Source organism: Mycolicibacterium arseniciresistens (assembly GCF_030519285.1).
Lineage (GTDB): Bacteria > Actinomycetota > Actinomycetes > Mycobacteriales > Mycobacteriaceae > Mycobacterium > Mycobacterium arseniciresistens.
Genome location: NZ_JAUMSQ010000188.1, coordinates 1 through 18,168, shown reverse-complemented (window position 1 = coordinate 18,168; position 18,168 = coordinate 1). Strand labels below are relative to the sequence as shown.

Below are 18,168 nucleotides of genomic sequence, written 5' to 3'. Positions count from 1 at the left end.
CGCGGCGTCCGCCGCCGCGCCGGTCCGCTCCAGCAGCGGGATGACGTAGCGCAGGCAGTACCAGTGCTGCGCCCCGGCTCCGGGACCGGCCTGGCTCCAGTGGTCGAGCACCTCGTGGAGTCGCCCGGCCGCGGCCGCCGGGTCACCGTGCACGGCGGTCACGGCCGCGGACTCCATCCGGGCGATGCCCGTGAGCCAGTTGTTCTGCACGGGCGCGGCCAATGCGAACGCCTCGTCCAGCACACCGACCGCACGCTCGGGATCCGTGGACTTGAGCGAGCGGCCCAGTGCGCACCGGGCCATCGCCGAGACGCTCGGATTGGCGGTGGTCGCTGCGACGCGAATGGCCTCCGCAGCGGCCGCCAGTCCGGCCTCCGGGACACCGAGGACATCCTGGGCGACCGTGCTGTTGTACAGATTCCACACCAGCCTCGGCGCGTCGCCGGCGTCGCGGGCGACGGCGCACTCCTCGAGGTAATGCCCAAGCGCGACAGCGGGATCGCCGCAGATCACCGCCACGTCGGCGGGGATGTCGCCGGGGTAGCCGAGGTAGGAGTGGCCGCGTTCGGGGACCCTGCCCTCGGCGAGCGCGGCGAGCGCCAGCGCGTGGGAGAACCGGCCGAGCACCCATGCGCCGCGCGCGGACACCCCGACCGCCGCGGCGAACAGCGGATGGGCGGGATCGGCGGACTCGATCGCCCGGTCCACCCAGTCCATCGAGGTGTAGCCGACCCGCATGTGCATCAGCTCGGGCAGCGACGCGACGATGCGCAGCGCGAGGCCGGTGTCACCGTCGGCCATCGCCCGCTCGAAGGCGGTGCGCAGGTTGTCGTGGTCGGGTGAGGTGAAGGTGGTGCCCGCGGTCGGCGCCATCCGTTCGATCCACACCTGCTCGTCGGGACCGTGCATCGCCGTGGCCCCGCGCTCGGCAAGTTCGGTGAAGTACGTGGCGTGCCGCACAGCGTACCGGTCGTGAGAATCGTTCTCGCGCAACCGCTCCCGGCCGTACGCCCGCAGCGTCTCCAGCACCGAGTAGCGGGTTCCCGCGTCACCGTGGACGGCCACCACCATCGACTTGTCCACCAGGGCGGTCAGCAGTTCCAGCGTGTCGTCCTCGTCGTCGGTGTGCTCGGCACAGACCCCGTGCACCGCCTCGAGGTCGAAGCTGCCCGCGAACACCGACAACCGGTCGAACAGGGTCTGCTCCCGGTCGGCCAGCAGACGGTAGGACCAGTCGATGGTCGCCGCGACGCTCTGCTGGCGCGGGTGCGCGCCGCGTGCACCGCCGCTGAGCAGGCGCAGCCGGTCCAGCCGTCGCGCCACGTCGAGGCTGCTCATCGCCCGCAGGCGCGCGGCGGCGAGTTCGATCGCCAGCGGCACACCGTCGAGCCGGCGACAGATCTCGGCGACGGCGCCGATCGGTTCGGTGTCGAGGTCGAAGTCGGGCCGGATCGCCCTGGCCCGGTCGGCGAACAGGGCGGTGGCGTCGCCCTCGGGCAGCGGTTCGACGGGCAGCAGCCGCTCACCGTCGATGCCGAGGGATTCCCGGCTCGTGACGAGCACCGCGACGCCGGCGCACTCGCGGGTGATGCGGTCCACCAGGTCCGCCGCGTCGGACAGCACGTGCTCGCAGTTGTCCACGACCAGCAGCAGCCGGCGGCTGCGCAGGTGGTCGACCACGGTGGTGGTGACGGCGGTGTCCCTGCCCTGCGGCAGGCCGAGCGCGACCGCGACGGCCCGGCCCACCGCGGACCCGTCGTCGAGCGGGGCGAGCTCGCAGGTCCGGACACCGTCGGGGAAGCCGTCGGCGTGGTCGGCGGCCTCGTAGGCCAGCCGGGTCTTGCCGACACCACCCACGCCGGTCAGCGTCAGCGCGGTGCCCGCCCGCAGCGCACCGGTGATCGCCGCCAGCTCGCTCGTGCGGCCGATGAACCGGGTCGCCCGGCGCGGGGTGGGGCGGGTGGGCTGCGGCGCCGGCGCGTCCTGCGGAGCGGGCACGGTTGCGCCGGCGAGGATCTCGCGGTGCACGGCCTCCAGCGCCGGCCCGGGTTCGACGCCCAGTTCGGCGACGAGTCGCGCCCGCATCCGCCGGTAGGTCTGCAGCGCGGCGGCCTGTCGGCCGCTGCGGTACTGCGCCAGCATCAGCTGTCCGGCGATCCGCTCGTCGAGCGGGTGAGCCGTTGCCGCCGTGCTCAGTTCGGTGAGCAGTTCGGTGTGCCGGCCGGCCCGCAGCGCGGCGTCGTTGCGGTCCAGCGTGGCGGAGAGGCGCTCGGTCTCCAGCGCCGCGCGCATCCCGTTCACCCACGGCGTGTCGAGGCCGGCGAACGGCTCGCCGGTCCACAGCGCCAGTGCGTCGTCGAACGCGGCGAACGCGTCCACCGGTTGTGCGGCGGCGCGGGCCGCCGCGGTCAGCGTGCGGAACCGGTGCAGGTCGACCGAGTCGGCGTGCGCGTTCAGCGTGTAGCCCGCCGTCCCGCGGGCGATGTGCACAGCACCGGCGGCGGCGAGCGCGTGCCTGAGCCTGGACACGTACGCCGCCAGCGCGTTACGGGCCCGGTGCGGCGGATCGCCCGCCCACACCCGCTCGATGAGCTGATCGGCCGACACCGGCCGGTTGACGTCGACCAGCAGACAGGCGAGCACACACCGCTGCCGCGCATGCCCGACGTCGAGGCCGTGGCCGTCCACGAGGGCCTCGACCTCACCGAGTAACCGGAAATTCACCCCCATCGGGATACAGCGTCCACCACGGGGCGACCCCGCGCCCGCGAAACACGCGGAGCCGGTCAGTCGTGCCGGGCGCCGATCCAGTGCAGCAGGTCGTGCACCGTCTGGTCCTCGAGGCGGTAGCTCACCGACCTGCCCACCCGCGTCGAGCTGACCCAGCCCTGTTCCCGCAGCACCCGCAGCGCCTGCGACACCGCGTTCTCCGAGCGGCCGAGCGCGGCCGCCAGGTCGCTGACGCAGATTCCGGGCGCCCGGTGCAGCCCGAGCAGGATGCCCAGCCGGTTCGGATCGGACAGCAGGTCGAAGCGCTGCGTCCAGCCGGCGGTGTCGACGTCGGCCAGCGCCGACGTCGCCCGCTCGACGTGCACGTGCTCGCCGGCTCGGATCACAGCTCTCAATGTAGCGCCCGACGGGTCCTGGCGAGGGCCGCCGGCGTCAGTCGAGGAAGCCGTGCAGCAGCGTCGCCGAACCGGCGACGTGGACGCGCATGGCGGTGGCCGCGCCGTCGGCGTCACCGGCCAGGATCGCGATCACGACGGCCTCGTGCTGTTCGTCGGAGTGGGCGATGTTGCGGGCCAGCAGCGGGATCCCGTCCAGCATCGCGTTGACCCGCATCCGGTTCTCGGCCACCAGCGGCACCAGTGACGGCGAGCCGGCCGCTTCGGCGATCGCCAGGTGCAGCCGCGAGTCGAGCCGCCGGTAGTCGTCGGGCGCCGCGGCGCGCACATCGGCCAGCCGCGACCACAACCCTTCCCGCTCGGCGGCGGTCAGCGTGCGCTGTGCCGCCATCCGCGCGGCGCCCACCTCGAGGATCTCCCGCAGCCGCAGCGCGTCGTCGATCTCGGCCCGGCTGACGCCGGCCTGCTCGCCGGTGTGCCGGGGCAGCTCGTCGGCCAGGAACGTGCCGCCGTAGCGACCGCGACGCGCCACCAGATAGCCGGCATCGGCCAGCGACCGGATCGCCTCGCGCACGGTGTCGCGGCTGACCCCGAGCCGCGCCGCCAGTTCACGCTCGGGTGGCAGCGACTCCCCCGGTGCGACCACCCCGAGCCGGATCGTCTGCAACAGCCGTCCGACGGTGTCCTCGAACGCGTTTCCCAGCCGCACCGGCCGCAGCAGGGCATCGCCCGCTTCCGGGGAGATCGGCACGTCCGGGTCGGCGGTCATCGCAGCCGGCTTACAGCGGAGTGACGTAGTGACCGCTGATGCCGCCGTCGACCAGGAAGCTCGACGCGGTGATGAACGAGGCGTCGTCACTGGCCAGGAACGCCACCGCTGCGGCGAGTTCCTCCGGCTCGGCGAACCGCCCCACCGGCACGTGCACCAGCCGCCGCGCCGCCCGCTCGGGGTCCTTGGCGAAGAGTTCCTGCAGCAGCGGGGTGTTCACCGGGCCCGGGCACAGCGCGTTGACCCGGATGCCCTGGCGGGCGTACTGCACGCCGAGCTCCCGGGAGATGGCCAGCACACCGCCCTTGGATGCGGTGTAGGAGATCTGCGACGTCGCCGATCCCATCACCGCCACGAACGACGCGGTGTTGATGATCGACCCCTTCTGCGCGGGGACCATGTGCCGCAGCGCCGCCTTGCAGCAGAAGAACACCGACTTGAGGTTGATGTCCTGCACCCGCTGCCATGCGTCGATGCCGGTGTTCTCGATCAGGTCGTCCTCGGGCGGGCTGATCCCGGCGTTGTTGAACGCGATGTCCACCGAGCCGTGCGTCTCGGCGGCGGTGTCGAACAGTGCGTCGACCGCCACCTGGTCGGAGACGTCGACGGCGACGAAGGTGCCGTTCAGGTCGTCGGCGACGGACTTCCCGGCGGCCGGGTCGATGTCACCGATCACGATGGTGGCGCCCTCGGCCCGCATCCGCCTGGCACTCGCCAGCCCGATGCCGCTGGCGCCGCCGGTGATCACGGCGACCTTGCCGGCCAGTCGCTGGGTCAGGTCCATTCAGTTCTCCTCTGCGGCTTGCATTCGGGCTTCGTCTCGTCAGGCTTCTTCGACGGCGATGAAGACGTTCTTGGTCTCGGTGAACGACAGCGGCGCATCCGGTCCGAGCTCGCGGCCCAGCCCGGACTGCTTGAACCCGCCGAACGGGGTGGTGTACCGCACGGAGGAGTGCGAGTTCACCGACAGGTTCCCCGATTCCACCGCACGCGACACCCGCAGCGCGCGTGACAGGTTGTCGGTCCAGATCGATCCCGACAGCCCGTAGGGCGTGTCGTTGGCCAGCGTGATCGCGTCGGACTCGTCGTCGAACGGCAGCACGGTGACCACCGGCCCGAAGATCTCCTCGCGCACCGTGCGGTCCTGCCGCTGCGGGGTGAGCACCGTCGGCGGGAACCACCAGCCCGGTCCCGACGGTGCGGCGCCGCGGAACGCCACCGGCGCGTCGTCGGGCACGTAGGACGCCACCGAATCCCGGTGCGCCCGTGACACCAGCGGGCCCATCTCGGTGTCCTCGGCGCGGGGGTCGCCGACCACCAGGCCCTTGACGGCAGGCTCCAGCAGCTCCATGAACCGGTCGTAGACGCTGCGCTGCACCAGGATCCGGCTGCGTGCACAGCAGTCCTGGCCGGCGTTGTCGAACACCCCGTACGGCGCGGTGGCCGCGGCCTTCTCCAGGTCGCAGTCGTCGAAGACGATGTTGGCGCTCTTGCCGCCCAATTCCAGGGTGACGCGTTTGACCTGGGCGGCGGCCCCCGCCATCACGCGGGTGCCGACCTCGGTCGAGCCGGTGAAGACGATCTTGCGCACGTCCGGGTGGGTGACGAACCGCTCGCCCACCACCGACCCCTTGCCGGGCAGCACCTGGAACAGGCCGTCGGGTAGGCCCGCCTCGAGCGCGAGCTCGCCGAGCCGGATGGAGGTCAGCGGCGTCCACTCCGCCGGTTTGAGCACCACGGCGTTGCCGGCGGCCAGCGCGGGCGCGAACCCCCACGCCGCGATGGTCATGGGAAAGTTCCACGGCGTGATCACCCCGACCACGCCCAGCGGCTCGTTGAACGTCACGTCGAGTCCGCCTGCGACGGGAATCTGCTTGCCGGACAGGCGTTCCGGGGCCGCAGAGTAGAACTGCAGCACGTCGCGGACGTGGCCGGCCTCCCAGGTGGCGTTGCCGACCGGGTGCCCGGAGTTGGCGACCTCCAGCGCGGCGAGTTCCGGCACGTGGGCGTCCACCGCCGCGGCGAACGACCGCAGCGCGGCCGCCCGGTCGGCGGGCGCCAGCCTGGCCCACGCCCGCTGCGCGGTGACCGCCCGCGCGACCGCCTCGTCGACACCGTCGACGTCGAGGAGTTCGACCGAGCGCAGCACCTCTTCGGTGGCCGGGTTGATGACGTCACTGGTGCTGGTGCTCAAGGGCGTTCCTCTCCTTCGCGTGTCGTGCCGCGGCGGCCACCACGCCGGCGAACAACCGCAGATCGTCGAGTCGTTCCTCGGGATGCCACTGCACGGCCACCACCCAGGTGCCGGGGTGCGCGGCGCGGTCCAGCTCCACCGCCTCGATCACCCCGTCGTCGTCGCGGGCGCTGACGACCAGGCCTTCGCCGAGGCGGTCGATGGCCTGGTGGTGGTAACACTGTGCGCCCGAGGTCTTCCCGATCAGGTCCGCCAGCCGGGTGCCGGGTTCGGTCCACACGGCCGATGTGCCGAACACCGCGTTGCCCTTCTGGTGATGGGTGTGGCCGATGACATCGGGCAGGTGCTGGATGAGGGTTCCGCCGAGGGCGACGTTGAGCACCTGGGCGCCGCGGCAGATGCCGAGCACAGGCATATCGCGCCGCAACGCGCCGTCGACGAGGGCGAACTCCCAGCCGTCGCGGACGCGGTCGGGTTCGTCGGTGCGCGCATGGGGCCGCTGGCCGTAGCGGGCGGGGTCGACGTCCTTGCCGCCGGTCAGGATCAGCCCGTCCAGCCCGTCGAGCACGCGGTCGGCGGTGCCCGCGTCGGTGGGTTGCGGCGGCAGCAGGACCACCACCCCGCCTGCGAGGTTGACGCCCTGGAAGTAGACGGCGGGCAGGAAACTCGCCTGCACGTCCCACACCCCGGTCTGTGCCTGCTGCAGGTAGGTGGTCATGCCGATCACCGGCGGCGCCACGGCGCCCGCACCGTTCTCACAGCCGTTCAAAACCACGCACCCGCTCCCAGTCGGTGACCGCGGCGTTGAACGCGTCGAGTTCCACGCGGGCGTTGTTGAGGTAGTGGTCCACCACCTCGTCGCCGAACGCGTCACGCGCCACCTTCGAGCCGTCGAACAGCGCGGCGGCCTCGGCCAGCGTCGTCGGCAGCCGCTCGGCCCCGCTGGTGTAGGCGTTGCCCTCCAGCGGTTCCGGCAGTTCGAGCTCGTTCTCGATGCCGTGCAGGCCGCCGGCGATCAGCGCCGCCACCGCGAGGTACTGGTTGACGTCGCCGCCCGGCGCCCGGCACTCCATCCGCATGCCCGCGCCGTGGCCGACCACGCGCAGCGGGCAGGTGCGGTTGTCGATGCCCCATGCGATCGCGGTCGGGGCGAAGCTGCCTTCGGCGAACCGCTTGTAGGAGTTGATGTTCGGTGCGAAGAACAGCGTCAGCTCACGCATTGTGGCCAGCTGGCCCGCGATGAAGCTGCGGAACATCGGCGACATGCCGAGCGGGTCGCCGTCGTCGGCGAACACCGACGCGCCGTCCTCGCCGCGCAGTGAGATGTGGATGTGACAGCTGTTGCCCTCGCGCTCGTCGAACTTCGCCATGAACGTCAGGCTCTTGCCGTGCTGGTCCGCGATCTCCTTGGCGCCGTTCTTGTAGATCGTGTGGTTGTCACACGTGGTCCGGGCGTGGTCGTAGCGGAAGCCGATCTCCTGCTGGCCGAGGTTGCACTCGCCCTTGACGCCTTCGCAGTACATCCCGGCGCCCTCCATGCCGCGGCGGATGTCGCGCAGCAGCGGCTCCATCCGCGTCGAGGCGAGCATCGCGTAGTCGATGTTGTAGTCGGTGGCCGGCCGCAGGTTGCGGTAGCCGGCCGCCCATGCGTCACGGAACCCGGTGTCGAACACCATGAACTCGAGTTCGGTCGCGGCGTAGGGCACCAGTCCCCGGTCGGCGAGCCGGTCGATCTGCGCGTTGAGGATGGACCGCGGGGCCTGGATCACCGGGGTGCCGTCGGTCCACGAGAGGTCGGCCATCACCAGCGCGGTGCCCGGCAGCCAGGGCAGCAGCCGCAGCGTCGCGAAGTCCGGCGTCATCACCATGTCGCCGTAGCCGGTCTCCCAGCTGGAGATCGCGTAGCCATCGACGGTGTTGTTGTCGACGTCGACGGCGAGCAGGTAGTTGCAGCACTCGGCGCCGTGGGCCGCGGCGTCCTCGACGAACAGGCGCGCCGACAGCCGCTTGCCGGTGAGCCTGCCCTGCATGTCGCAGAACGCGACGATCACGGTGTCGATGTCGCCGTCGGCGACGGACTGCTCGAGTTCGGCCTGGGACAGCATGCCGGGGTTCGGGCTCATTTGGGACCTTCCTGAAGGACATCCGGTCGCTGGCTCAGAATCGCTGACTCGAAGCGCAGATTCAACCATTGAAGCGCACTACCACCGTTCACACGCCTGCATGTTTACAGGAACGTCACTTCCAAAGGTAGGCCAACAGACCATTGGCATCCTGTTCCGCGTGCGGCGAACGCCGTCGTGCCGAGATCCTCGAGGGTCACTCCGACTGATGCGATCTGGGTCACGACAGATCGCTCACCCGTTAATTTTTTCGGCCTGCGGGTAATGTCACCTGCGTGTGTGGAGCCACCGGCGAGGTACGCCTCGACGGCCGAACCCCTGATCTTGCCGCCGTGTCGGCCATGGCCGAGGCGATGTCGCCGCGCGGTCCCGACGGCGCGGGCGCCTGGTCAGCGGGCAGGGTCGCATTGGGACACCGTCGCCTGAAGATCATCGACCTCACCGAGGCAGGCGGCCAGCCCATGGTCGACTCCGACCTCGGCCTCGCGATCGCCTGGAACGGCTGCATCTACAACTACCCCGAGCTGCGCCGCGAACTGTCCGACCACGGCTACCGGTTCTTCTCCACCAGCGACACCGAGGTGATGCTGAAGGCCTACCACCGCTGGGGTGACCGGTTCGTCGACCACCTGAAGGGCATGTTCGCGTTCGCCATCGTCGAGCGCGAGTCCGGTCGGGTGCTGCTGGGCCGTGACCGGCTGGGCATCAAGCCGCTGTACATCACCGAGGACGCCCACCGGATCCGGTTCGCCTCGTCGCTGCCCGCACTGGTGGCCGGCGGTGGTGTCGACACTCGCATCGACCCGGTCGCGCTGCACCACTACCTCACGTTCCACTCGGTGGTCCCGCCGCCGCTGACCATCCTGCAGGGCGTCAAGAAGGTGCCGCCGGCGTCGCTGATCGCGATCGAGCCGGATGGCCGCCGCACCACCACCACCTACTGGTCCCCCGACTTCAGCCGCCGCGACGACCGCGCCGACTGGTCGGAACAGGACTGGGAGGACGCCGTCCTGGCGTCGCTGCGGCTGGCCGTCGAGCGCCGGCTGGTGGCCGACGTGCCGGTCGGCTGCCTGCTGTCCGGCGGGGTCGACTCCAGCCTGATCGTCGGGCTGCTCGCCGAGGCCGGCCAGCACGGACTGCAGACCTTCTCGATCGGATTCGAGTCGGTGGGCGGGGTGGCCGGCGACGAGTTCAAGTACTCCGACATCGTCGCCGAACGGTTCGGCACCGACCACCACCAGATCCGCATCGGCACCGAGCGCATGCTGCCCGCGCTCGACGGTGCGATCGGCGCGATGAGCGAACCGATGGTCAGCCACGACTGCGTGGCGTTCTACCTGCTCAGCCAGGAAGTGGCCAAGCACGTCAAGGTGGTGCAGTCCGGCCAGGGCGCCGACGAGGTGTTCGCCGGCTACCACTGGTACCCGCCGATGGGTGACCCTGCGGCCGCCGCCCTCGACGGTTCGGTGCAGACCTACCGCGGCGCCTTCTTCGATCGCGACACCGCAGGCGTCGGCGGCCTGGTCACCCCCGGGTTCTTCGCCGACGGCGACCCGAGCCTGCAGTTCGTCGCCGAGCACTTCGGCCGGCCCGGCGCCCACTCGGGCGTCGACCGCGCACTGCGCCTGGACACCACCGTCATGCTGGTCGACGACCCGGTCAAGCGGGTGGACAACATGACGATGGCCTGGGGTCTGGAGGGCCGCGTGCCGTTCCTCGACCACGAGCTGGTCGAGCTGGCCGCCACCTGCCCGCCGGAGTACAAGATCGCCCACGGCGGCAAGGGTGTGCTCAAGCAGGCGGCCCGCAAGGTGATCCCGGCCGACGTCATCGACCGGCCCAAGGGCTACTTCCCCGTGCCGGCGCTGACCCACCTCGAGGGCCCCTACCTCGACCTGGTGCGCGACGCGCTGTACGCACCGGAGGCCAAGGAGCGCGGCCTGTTCCGCCCGGAGGCCGTCGACCGGCTGCTGGCGGACCCCAACGGCAGGCTGACGCCGCTGCGGGGCAACGAGCTGTGGCAGATCGGCCTGCTGGAACTGTGGCTGCAACGGCACGGCATCAACGGGGCCGCGGCGTGACCGACACAGATCCACATGTGGTGTCCACCGGTGATCACACCGAGGCCATCACCATGGGTCTGCACGATGCGTCGCCGCAGCATCTCGTCGACGCGATGGCCGACGATGTCGTTCTCGAACTCGGCTGGGGCCGTTTGATCTTCGGCCAGACCTTCGCCGACCCGGAACGGCTGGCGCAGGCCCTGCAACAGGAGGGGCCCGGGCGCCGCGACATCTGCATCTACGCCAGGGAGTCGCACGTCCTCGTCGCGCGCTCGCCCTCGGAGCTCTTCATCGATCCCAGCCACACCTACCGGCTGCGCTTCGCCGACCGCGAGGTGCCCGACACCGATCCGATCGGGTTCACGGTGCGCCCGCTCGCCGACGCCGCCGAGGCCGACGCGATGAACCGGGTGTACGTGCGCTGCGGCATGGTGCCCGCCCCGGTCGACGTCATCTGGGCCAACCACCGCGACGTCGACGCCGTCGAGTACCTGGTGGCGGTCCGCGACGACGACGGATCGGTGATCGGCACCGTCACCGGCGTCGACCACAAACTCCTCTTCAACGACCCCGAGGACGGGTCGAGCCTGTGGACGCTGGCGGTGGACCCCACCACCAGCCTGCCCGGCGTCGGGGCGGCCTTGACCAGGGTGTTGGCCGCCACCTTCCGGGACCGGGACCGGGCCTACCTGGATCTGTCGGTGGCCCACGACAACGCCGCGGCGATCGCGCTGTACGAGAAGCTGGGCTTCCAGCGGGTCCCGGTGCTGGCGGTCAAGCGCAAGAACGCGATCAACGAACCGCTGTTCACCCATCCGCCGGAGACGGTCGACGACCTCAACCCCTACGCACGCATCATCGCCGACGAGGCGATGCGTCGCGGCATCTGGGTCGAGGTGCTCGACGCGGGCGCCGGCGAGATGCGGCTCTCGCATGGCGGGCGCAGCGTGATCACCCGCGAATCGCTCTCGGAGTTCACCTCCGCGGTGGCGATGAGCCGGTGCGACGACAAGCGCCAGACCCGGCGCATAGTCTCCGAGGCGAGCATCAAGGTGCCCAAGGGCCGGCTGGCCACCTTCGACGCCGAGGACCACGCGTTCCTCGCCGAGGTCGGCGACGTCGTGGTCAAGCCCACCCGCGGCGAGCAGGGCAAGGGCATCACCGTCGGCGTCGACGGCCCCGAGGAACTCGACGCCGCCCTCGTGCGGGCCCGCGAGCAGCACCCCGAGGTGCTGATCGAGCAGCGCGCCGCCGGCGACGACCTGCGCCTGGTGGTGATCGACGGCAGGGTGGTCGCGGCCGCGCTGCGCAAGCCCGCGGAAGTCGTCGGCACCGGCAAGCACACCATCGGCGAACTGATCGAGACGCAGAGCAGGCGGCGGGCCGCCGCGACCGGGGGCGAGTCGCGCATCCCGATCGACGAGGTCACCGAGTCCACCGTGCGGGAGGCCGGCTGGACCTTCGACGACGTGCTGCCCGAGGGCGAGCATCTGCGGGTGCGCCGCACGGCCAACCTCCACCAGGGCGGCACCATCCACGACGTCACCGCGGAGGTCAACCCCGAGCTGTGCCGGGTGGCGGTCACCGCGGCCGAAGCGCTCGGCATCCCCGTGACGGGCATCGACCTCCTGGTGCCCGACGTCACCGACACCGAGTACGTGTTCGTCGAGGCCAACGAGCGGCCGGGGCTGGCCAATCACGAACCTCAGCCCACCGCAGCGGCTTTCATCGACTTCCTGTTCCCGAACCAGCCGGGCCTTCCGCAGGCCTGGACTCCGGACGAGACGCCGGCCTAGCCGGTCACCACGTGCTGGTGCGCAGCACGATCTCGGCGGCGACCTGAGCGGTGGCGTCCTGCGCGCTGCGCCGGCTGAGCAGTTCGACCAGCCGGAACTCGCCGTACACGTAGCGCTGACTGGCCTTCGCCACTTCTCGTGACGCCGGGGTGCTCACCAGCGCCGTGGTGTTCATCTCCACCGGTGGGCAGTGCTCGTCGCGGACGGCTCCGGACAGGTCGGCGACCCGGGGATGCCCGCGGTCGATGACCACCAGCCCGATGAAGCGGTCGAGCCTGGTGGCCGCCAACTCCCACGCCAGCTCGCCACCGACCTTGTCCCCCACCAGCAACGCCCAGCGCACGTCGAGCGCGTCGAGGATGCCCACCACCGCCTTGGGGGTCAGCCGGGGATCGGGTCCGATGATGACGGTCCGCAGCGACGCGGTGTGCAGTCGCGCGCAGACCGCGTCGTAGGACGCCGGCGAGTGATTGGCCGCGCCGAGGACCACCACGGTCGAGCCCTTCTCCGGGCCCGCCACGTCCACCGGGACGGAGAACCCGTCGACGGTGACCATGGATGAGAGCATTCGGCCACGCTACAGGGAGAATCCGGGTGCCCGGGCGGAATTAAGATCAAGAACCGACGTTCACTGTGCCGCTGCGCGTTGCGCCTGTCTGCCCGCGGTGTCCAGAAACGTTTGCGGCAGCGTGCCTTTGACGGCGATGTCCGGATTCGCCGTGGGGAACGCGATGCCGAAGACGGCCATGGTGCCCACGTTCTCGAAGCTGAAATAGACACTGTTGTCGACGCCTGCCAGGGTCATCGTCTGTTGGTACACCAGCGCTTCGGCGCGCGGCGCGGGCAGCCGGGTGGTGGTCATCGGGATGCCGTCGCTGGCCGGGTCGAAGAACGTCTCGAACCGCGCGCACCGGTCGGCGGTCGCGGCGAGCCGGTCGAGGTCCAGCGGCCACGTCAGCACGGTCATCACGATGCGGACGCCGTCCCAGGCCACCACGTATTCGGCGGCACTGCCGGGGCCGCGCTCACCGGATCCGGCGATCACCCTGGTGAGCCCGTCCGAGCAACCCGGCGGCTCGGACAGCATCGCCGGCGGGCCGCTGCGGGCGCCGGGCCCGCCGGTCCCGTCGGTCTCCTCGGCGATCCGGTCGAACTGCACGCCGGGCGGGAAGTCCTCAGCGGTCAGCAGCGCCCGCTCCAGCCGGGCGCCGGGCCAGGTGGGTGTCCCGGTGACGGCGGTGGCGCAGCCGGTCAGCGCGCAGACCGCCGCGAGCAGCGCCCCCCACCGGCGGATCATGTGGCCAGGGTAGGCGAGCGCTCAGCGGAGGGTGGTGACGAGCGTCGGGCGCGGCGGCGGACCGTGCGCGACGAGGTCACAAACGGCGTCCACGTCGAGGTGTGCGGCCAGCAGGTCGGCCATCACGTCGAGTTGGGCGTCGCGCCGCACGGTGACGTCGGTGTCGTCGGCGACGACGAAGCCCGGCCGGCCCGCCGCCGCGGCGACCTCGGTGAGCCAGCGCCTGCGGAACGCGTCGTTGTCGAGCAGTCCGTGCCAGTGGGTGCCGTAGACGCCGTCGCGGCGCAGCCCGACAGCGGTTCCGGTGTCGGAGTCGGACCACTCGGCGGCGGAGCTGTCGGCGACCTGGCCGTGGTGGATCTCGTAACCCCGCAGCGGAGCGTCGCGGTGGCACAGCGTCTTCTCGGCGGCGAACGCGATGTCGGCGTCGAGCAGCCCGAGGCCGTCGACGCGTCCGGCCCGCGACTCCACGGTGTCGTCGATGCGGCGGCACAGCATCTGGAATCCGCCGCAGATGCCGAGCACCGGCCGGCCCGCGCGGGCGTACCCGACGATCGCCTCGGCGAGGCCGCGCTCGCGCAGCCACGTCAGGTCGGCGACCGTGGCCTTGCTGCCCGGCAGCACCACGACGTCGGCGTCGGCCAGGTCGGCGGGCTCGCTGACCCAGCGCACCAGCACCCCGGGCTCGCAGGCCAGCGCCTCGACGTCGGTGGAGTTCGAGATCCGGGGCAGCCGGACCGCGGCGACGGTCAGGGGCTGGGCGCCGCGCGGCGGCGTCGGCCGCCCGACCACCCGGCCGGTCAGCACCGACACCGAATCCTCGGTGTCCAGCCAGATCTCGTCGCTGTAGGGCAGCACGCCGTAGGTGGGCCGCCCGGTCAGCTCGGTCAGCCGGTCCAGCCCGGGCGCCAGCAGCGCCGGGTCGCCGCGGAACTTGTTGACCACGAAGCCGGCGATCAGCGCCTGGTCCTGCGGTTCGAGCACCGCGACGGTGCCGTGGAAGTGGGCCAGCACCCCGCCCCGGTCGATGTCGCCGACCACGACGACGGGGAGCCGCCCGGCACGGGCCAGCCCCATGTTCGACAGGTCGGTGGCGCGCAGGTTGATCTCGGCCGGTGAGCCGGCGCCCTCGCACAGCACGACGTCGAATTCCTCGCGCAGTGAAGCGAGTTCGTCGGCGATCAGCGCGGCAAGCCGGTCCCGGTGGGCGATGTAGTCCGCGGCGGCCACCGATCCGGCGACCCTGCCGCGCACCACCAGCTGCGAGGTGCGGTCGCTACCGGGCTTGAGCAGTACGGGATTGAACCGGATGCTGGGCGCCAGGCCTGCGGCGCGGGCCTGCACCGCCTGCGCCCGGCCGATCTCGCCGCCCTCGACGGTGACCGCCGAGTTGTTCGACATGTTCTGCGCCTTGAACGGCGCCACCCGCACGCCTTGGCGGGCCAGTAGCCGGCACAGCCCGGCCACGACCATCGACTTGCCTGCGTCGCTGGTGGTGCCTGCGACCAGCAGCGCGCCCTTCAGCACGCCGAACGTGCGCTCAGTGCGGGATTCGGCCGAGAAAATCGCACTGGGCGCACGCTCGCTGACATGCTCACAGCTGGGTGAGGATCTCGGCGCCGCCGTCGGTGACCACCAGGGTGTGCTCGAACTGCGCAGTCCACTTCTTGTCCCGGGTGGCCACGGTCCAGCCGTCGTCCCAGATCTCGTAGTCCAGGCCGCCGAGATTGATCATCGGCTCGATGGTGAACGTCATCCCCGGCTCGAGCACGGTGTCCACCGACGGCTGGTCGTAGTGCAGCACCACCAGGCCGTTGTGGAAGGTGGTGCCGATGCCGTGGCCGGTGAAATCGCGAACCACGTTGTAGCCGAACCGGTTCGCATACGACTCGATGACCCGGCCGACGACCGACAGTTGACGGCCGGGCTTGACCGCATTGATCGCCCGCATGGTCGCCTCGTGGGTGCGCTCGACGAGCAGGCGGTGCTCCTCGGCGACGTCGCCGGCCAGGAAGGTCGCGTTGGTGTCGCCGTGCACGCCGTCGATGTAGGCGGTGACGTCGATGTTGACGATGTCACCGTCCTGCACGACGGTCGAATCCGGGATGCCGTGGCAGATGATCTCGTTGAGCGAGGTGCAGCACGACTTCGGGAATCCCTTGTAGCCCAGGGTGGACGGGTAGGCGCCGTGGTCGACCATGTAGTCGTGCGCGATGCGGTCGAGCTCGTCGGTGGTGACGCCGGGCGCGACGGCCTTGCCCGCCTCGGCCAGCGCGCCCGCCGCGATCCGCCCGGCGACGCGCATCTTCTCGATCACCTCGGGCGTCTGCACCCAGGGTTCGCTGCCCTCGTCGACCGTCGGCCGCCAGGCGTACTCGGGGCGGGCGATCGATTTGGGCACCGGCAGCGTCGGGGACAGCTCACCGGGGCGAAGCGCGGTGCGGACAGGCATGACACCCAGGATAGCCAGGAGAACGCCGATCTCCCTTTCGGAGAGTGCTGCTACCTTGACAGCCATGCTCGACGAGTCGAACCTCACGACGCGGCCGATGGTGACCACCCCCGACCACCTGCTCGGACAGCTGGGCCTGCGGGATGTCGTGGTTGCCGACGAATTGCTCATCCTCGAGATGGACAACCGGCCCGACCTGGCCAACGTCCGCGGTGCGCTGCAGGGCGGGCTGGTGGCCACCCTGATCGACATCGCCGCGGGACGCCTCGCAGGCAGGCACGTCACCGCCGATCAGGACGTCACCACCGCGGACATGACCGTGCACTTCCTCGCGCCCGTCGTGGCCGGCCCGGCGCGCGCCGAGGCGACCATCGTGCGGGCGGGCAGGCGGATGATCGTCACCGCCGTCGACGTGACCGACGTCGGCCGTGACCGGCTGGCCGCGCGGGCCACGTTGAGCTTCGCGGTGCTCGACCGCAGATAGGTCAGCGCTCGCCGCGCCGCCACCGCCACCCGGTGCGCTGACCACGGATGTCCACCGAGCCGAACACCACCTTGCCGGTCAGCACGACGTGCGGGCGGCCCTCGGCGGGGGCGTCGCGGCGGTGATCGGTGGCGCTGCCGACGATCACCTCGACGTCGTCGATCGACGCGCTCGCACCGTCGGGCAGCCGCAGTTCCAGGCCGCCGGCGCGCAGGTCGAGTTCGATGACGACCATCGGGCCGGCGAACCGGGCCCGGGTCAGGTCGAGGTTGATCGACCCCATCCGGCGGTGCAGCGCCAGCCGGGTCGGGACGATCCACTCGCCTTGGCGTTTCAGGGATCCGAACACGCCACGCAGTTCGACGCGGTCAGTGGCCGAGGTGACGATCGCGCCGGGACCGGGCAGGTCGTCGACGAGCGTGTCGAGGTCGGGCCGCAGTCGGGCCTGCGACACCCGCGCCGAGCGTTCCTCGAACTCGTCGATGTCGATCAGGCCCATCGCGACGGCGTTGTGCAGCCGGCGCAGGGTGCCGTTGCGGTCGGCGTCGGAGATGCGCAGTGCGATGGGTTCGCCGTTGGGACTGGTCATGTCCCGTCCCAATTTACCGCCGCCGGGACCTCAGGCCAGATAGTCGGGCGGCAGGCCGTCGAGCATGCCGCGCAGCATCCGCACCGCGTACTCGGAGCTGCCGCCACCGACGATGAGCGCGGCGAAGGCCATGTCGCCGCGGTAGCCGGCGAACCACGAGTGTGAGCCGCCCGCGAATTCGGCCTCACCGGTCTTGCCCCGCACGTCGCCGACGCCCTGCAGGTCGTCGGCGGTGCCGTTGGTCACCACCAGCCGCATCATCGGCCGCAGGCCGTCGACCATCGCCGGCGAGATGGGCGTGCGGTCGCCGTTGATGACGGTCTCGCGGCCCTCGATGAGGCGGGGCACCGGGGTGCGTCCCGCCGCGACGGTGGCTGCGGCCATCGCCATGCCGAACGGGCTGACCAGCACCTTGCCCTGGCCGAAACCGTCCTCGGTGCGCTCGGCCAGGTTGACCGTCGGCGGCACCGAGCCCGACACCGTGGTGATGCCCTCGATCTCGTAGTCCGGCCCGATGCCGTACTGCGCGGCGGCGGTGGTCAAACCGCGCGGCGGCATCCGGCTGGCCAGTTCGGCGAAGGTGGTGTTGCACGAGCTGGCGAAGGCCCGCGACATCGGCACGGTGCCGAGGTCGAAGCCGCCGTAGTTGGGCACGGTGCGGTGGCCGATGTCCATCTTGCCGGGGCAGCCGAGCAGGGTGTTGGGGGTGGCCATGGCCCGGTCGATCGCGGCGCCCGCGGTGACGATCTTGAACGTCGAGCCGGGCGGGTAGAGCCCCATCGTGGCGATCGGCCCGTCGGCGTCGGCTGCGGCGTTCTGCGCGACGGCAAGGATCTCGCCGGTGGACGGCTTGATCGCGACGATCATCGCCTTCTTGCCGGTGAAGTTCACCGCGTTCTGCGCCGCGTTCTGCACGGCCCGGTCCAGGCTGATGGTCACCGACGGCGACGGGTTGCCGGGAACCTCGTTGAGCACGTCGACGTCCACGCCGTTGTGGTTGACGCTGACCACCCGCCAGCCGGCCTGGCCGTCGAGTTCGTCGATGACGGCCTTGCGCACCTCCTCCACGATCGCGGGGGCGAAGCTGTCGTCGGTCGGCAGCATGGCGGCCTGCGGGGTGACGACGACGCCGGGCACCGCGCCCAGCGCCCCAGCCACGCGGTCGTGATCGGACTGGCGCAGGGTGATCAGGCTCAGCGGCCCCGGCGACGAGCTGGCAACCTCGGCCAGCCGCTGGGCGTCCAGCGTCGGGTCGAACTGCCGCAGCGCGTCGGCG

General features: G+C 71.2%; 16 protein-coding genes. 3 read left to right on the top strand and 13 right to left on the bottom strand.

The window, feature by feature from the left end:
* The 7 genes from Q2100_RS21035 to Q2100_RS21005 all read right to left on the bottom strand — a co-directional run.
* On the bottom strand, window positions 1-2,730 hold a 2,730-nt coding region (locus tag Q2100_RS21035; RefSeq protein WP_302915618.1), incomplete at its 3' end, for an AfsR/SARP family transcriptional regulator.
* A 56-nt stretch (window positions 2,731-2,786) separates the two neighbouring features.
* Window positions 2,787-3,116 carry an ArsR/SmtB family transcription factor gene (locus Q2100_RS21030; protein ID WP_372503793.1) on the bottom strand — a complete coding sequence of 110 codons (330 nt, stop codon included), beginning with the start codon at window positions 3,114-3,116 and terminating at the stop codon, window positions 2,787-2,789.
* Between the two features lie 46 nt (window positions 3,117-3,162).
* The gene (locus Q2100_RS21025) at window positions 3,163-3,894 is read right to left on the bottom strand and encodes a FadR/GntR family transcriptional regulator (protein WP_302915617.1); all 732 of its coding nucleotides are present in this window, start codon (window positions 3,892-3,894) and stop codon (window positions 3,163-3,165) included.
* Between the two features lie 10 nt (window positions 3,895-3,904).
* Window positions 3,905-4,678, bottom strand: a complete 774-nt coding sequence (locus tag Q2100_RS21020; RefSeq protein ID WP_264015094.1) for a 3-oxoacyl-ACP reductase — start codon at window positions 4,676-4,678, stop codon at window positions 3,905-3,907.
* Window positions 4,679-4,717: 39 nt separating this feature from the next.
* On the bottom strand, window positions 4,718-6,088 hold the full coding sequence (locus Q2100_RS21015) for an aldehyde dehydrogenase family protein (protein WP_302915616.1): 1,371 nt from the start codon (window positions 6,086-6,088) through the stop codon (window positions 4,718-4,720).
* A complete protein-coding gene (locus Q2100_RS21010; protein WP_302915620.1) occupies window positions 6,069-6,806 on the bottom strand; it encodes a gamma-glutamyl-gamma-aminobutyrate hydrolase family protein in 738 nt (245 codons plus the stop codon). Before Q2100_RS21010 ends, Q2100_RS21015 begins: the two co-directional genes overlap by 20 nt.
* Window positions 6,807-6,843: 37 nt before the next feature.
* Window positions 6,844-8,211: a glutamine synthetase family protein gene (locus Q2100_RS21005; RefSeq protein WP_302915615.1), complete on the bottom strand. Its 1,368-nt coding sequence runs from the start codon at window positions 8,209-8,211 to the stop codon at window positions 6,844-6,846.
* Between the two features lie 275 nt (window positions 8,212-8,486).
* On the opposite strand from Q2100_RS21005, the gene Q2100_RS21000 reads away from it, so the two are divergent.
* Together Q2100_RS21000 and ngg are read left to right on the top strand one after the other, a co-directional pair.
* The gene (locus tag Q2100_RS21000) at window positions 8,487-10,292 is read left to right on the top strand and encodes an N-acetylglutaminylglutamine amidotransferase (protein WP_302915614.1); all 1,806 of its coding nucleotides are present in this window, start codon (window positions 8,487-8,489) and stop codon (window positions 10,290-10,292) included.
* A 53-nt stretch (window positions 10,293-10,345) separates the two neighbouring features.
* A complete protein-coding gene (ngg, locus tag Q2100_RS20995) occupies window positions 10,346-12,070 on the top strand; it encodes an N-acetylglutaminylglutamine synthetase (protein WP_264015117.1) in 1,725 nt (574 codons plus the stop codon).
* A gap of 4 nt (window positions 12,071-12,074) precedes the next feature.
* Here ngg and Q2100_RS20990 read toward each other — a convergent pair whose 3' ends face one another.
* The 4 genes from Q2100_RS20990 to map all read right to left on the bottom strand — a co-directional run bounded on the left by Q2100_RS20990 (window position 12,075) and on the right by map (window position 15,819).
* Window positions 12,075-12,638, bottom strand: a complete 564-nt coding sequence (locus Q2100_RS20990) for an alpha/beta fold hydrolase (RefSeq protein WP_264015090.1) — start codon at window positions 12,636-12,638, stop codon at window positions 12,075-12,077.
* Between the two features lie 60 nt (window positions 12,639-12,698).
* On the bottom strand, window positions 12,699-13,367 hold the full coding sequence (locus Q2100_RS20985) for a hypothetical protein (RefSeq protein WP_302915613.1): 669 nt from the start codon (window positions 13,365-13,367) through the stop codon (window positions 12,699-12,701).
* Window positions 13,368-13,388: 21 nt separating this feature from the next.
* Entirely contained in the window at window positions 13,389-14,894 is a 1,506-nt protein-coding gene (locus Q2100_RS20980; RefSeq protein ID WP_302915612.1) for a cobyric acid synthase, read from the bottom strand.
* 67 nt (window positions 14,895-14,961) lie between these two features.
* Complete coding sequence (gene map, locus Q2100_RS20975) at window positions 14,962-15,819, bottom strand: type I methionyl aminopeptidase (RefSeq protein ID WP_302915611.1); 858 nt, start codon at window positions 15,817-15,819, stop codon at window positions 14,962-14,964.
* A gap of 97 nt (window positions 15,820-15,916) precedes the next feature.
* Here map and Q2100_RS20970 point away from each other — a divergent pair, with 97 nt between their 5' ends.
* Window positions 15,917-16,303, top strand: coding sequence for a PaaI family thioesterase (locus Q2100_RS20970; RefSeq protein ID WP_302915619.1), 387 nt, complete (start codon window positions 15,917-15,919; stop codon window positions 16,301-16,303).
* Between the two features lies 1 nt (window position 16,304).
* Here the strand turns inward: Q2100_RS20970 and Q2100_RS20965 are convergent, their stop codons facing one another.
* Entirely contained in the window at window positions 16,305-16,892 is a 588-nt protein-coding gene (locus Q2100_RS20965; RefSeq protein WP_302915610.1) for a DUF1707 SHOCT-like domain-containing protein, read from the bottom strand.
* A gap of 30 nt (window positions 16,893-16,922) precedes the next feature.
* The coding region (locus tag Q2100_RS20960) for a penicillin-binding transpeptidase domain-containing protein (RefSeq protein WP_302915609.1) at window positions 16,923-18,168 on the bottom strand (1,246 nt) is incomplete at its 5' end.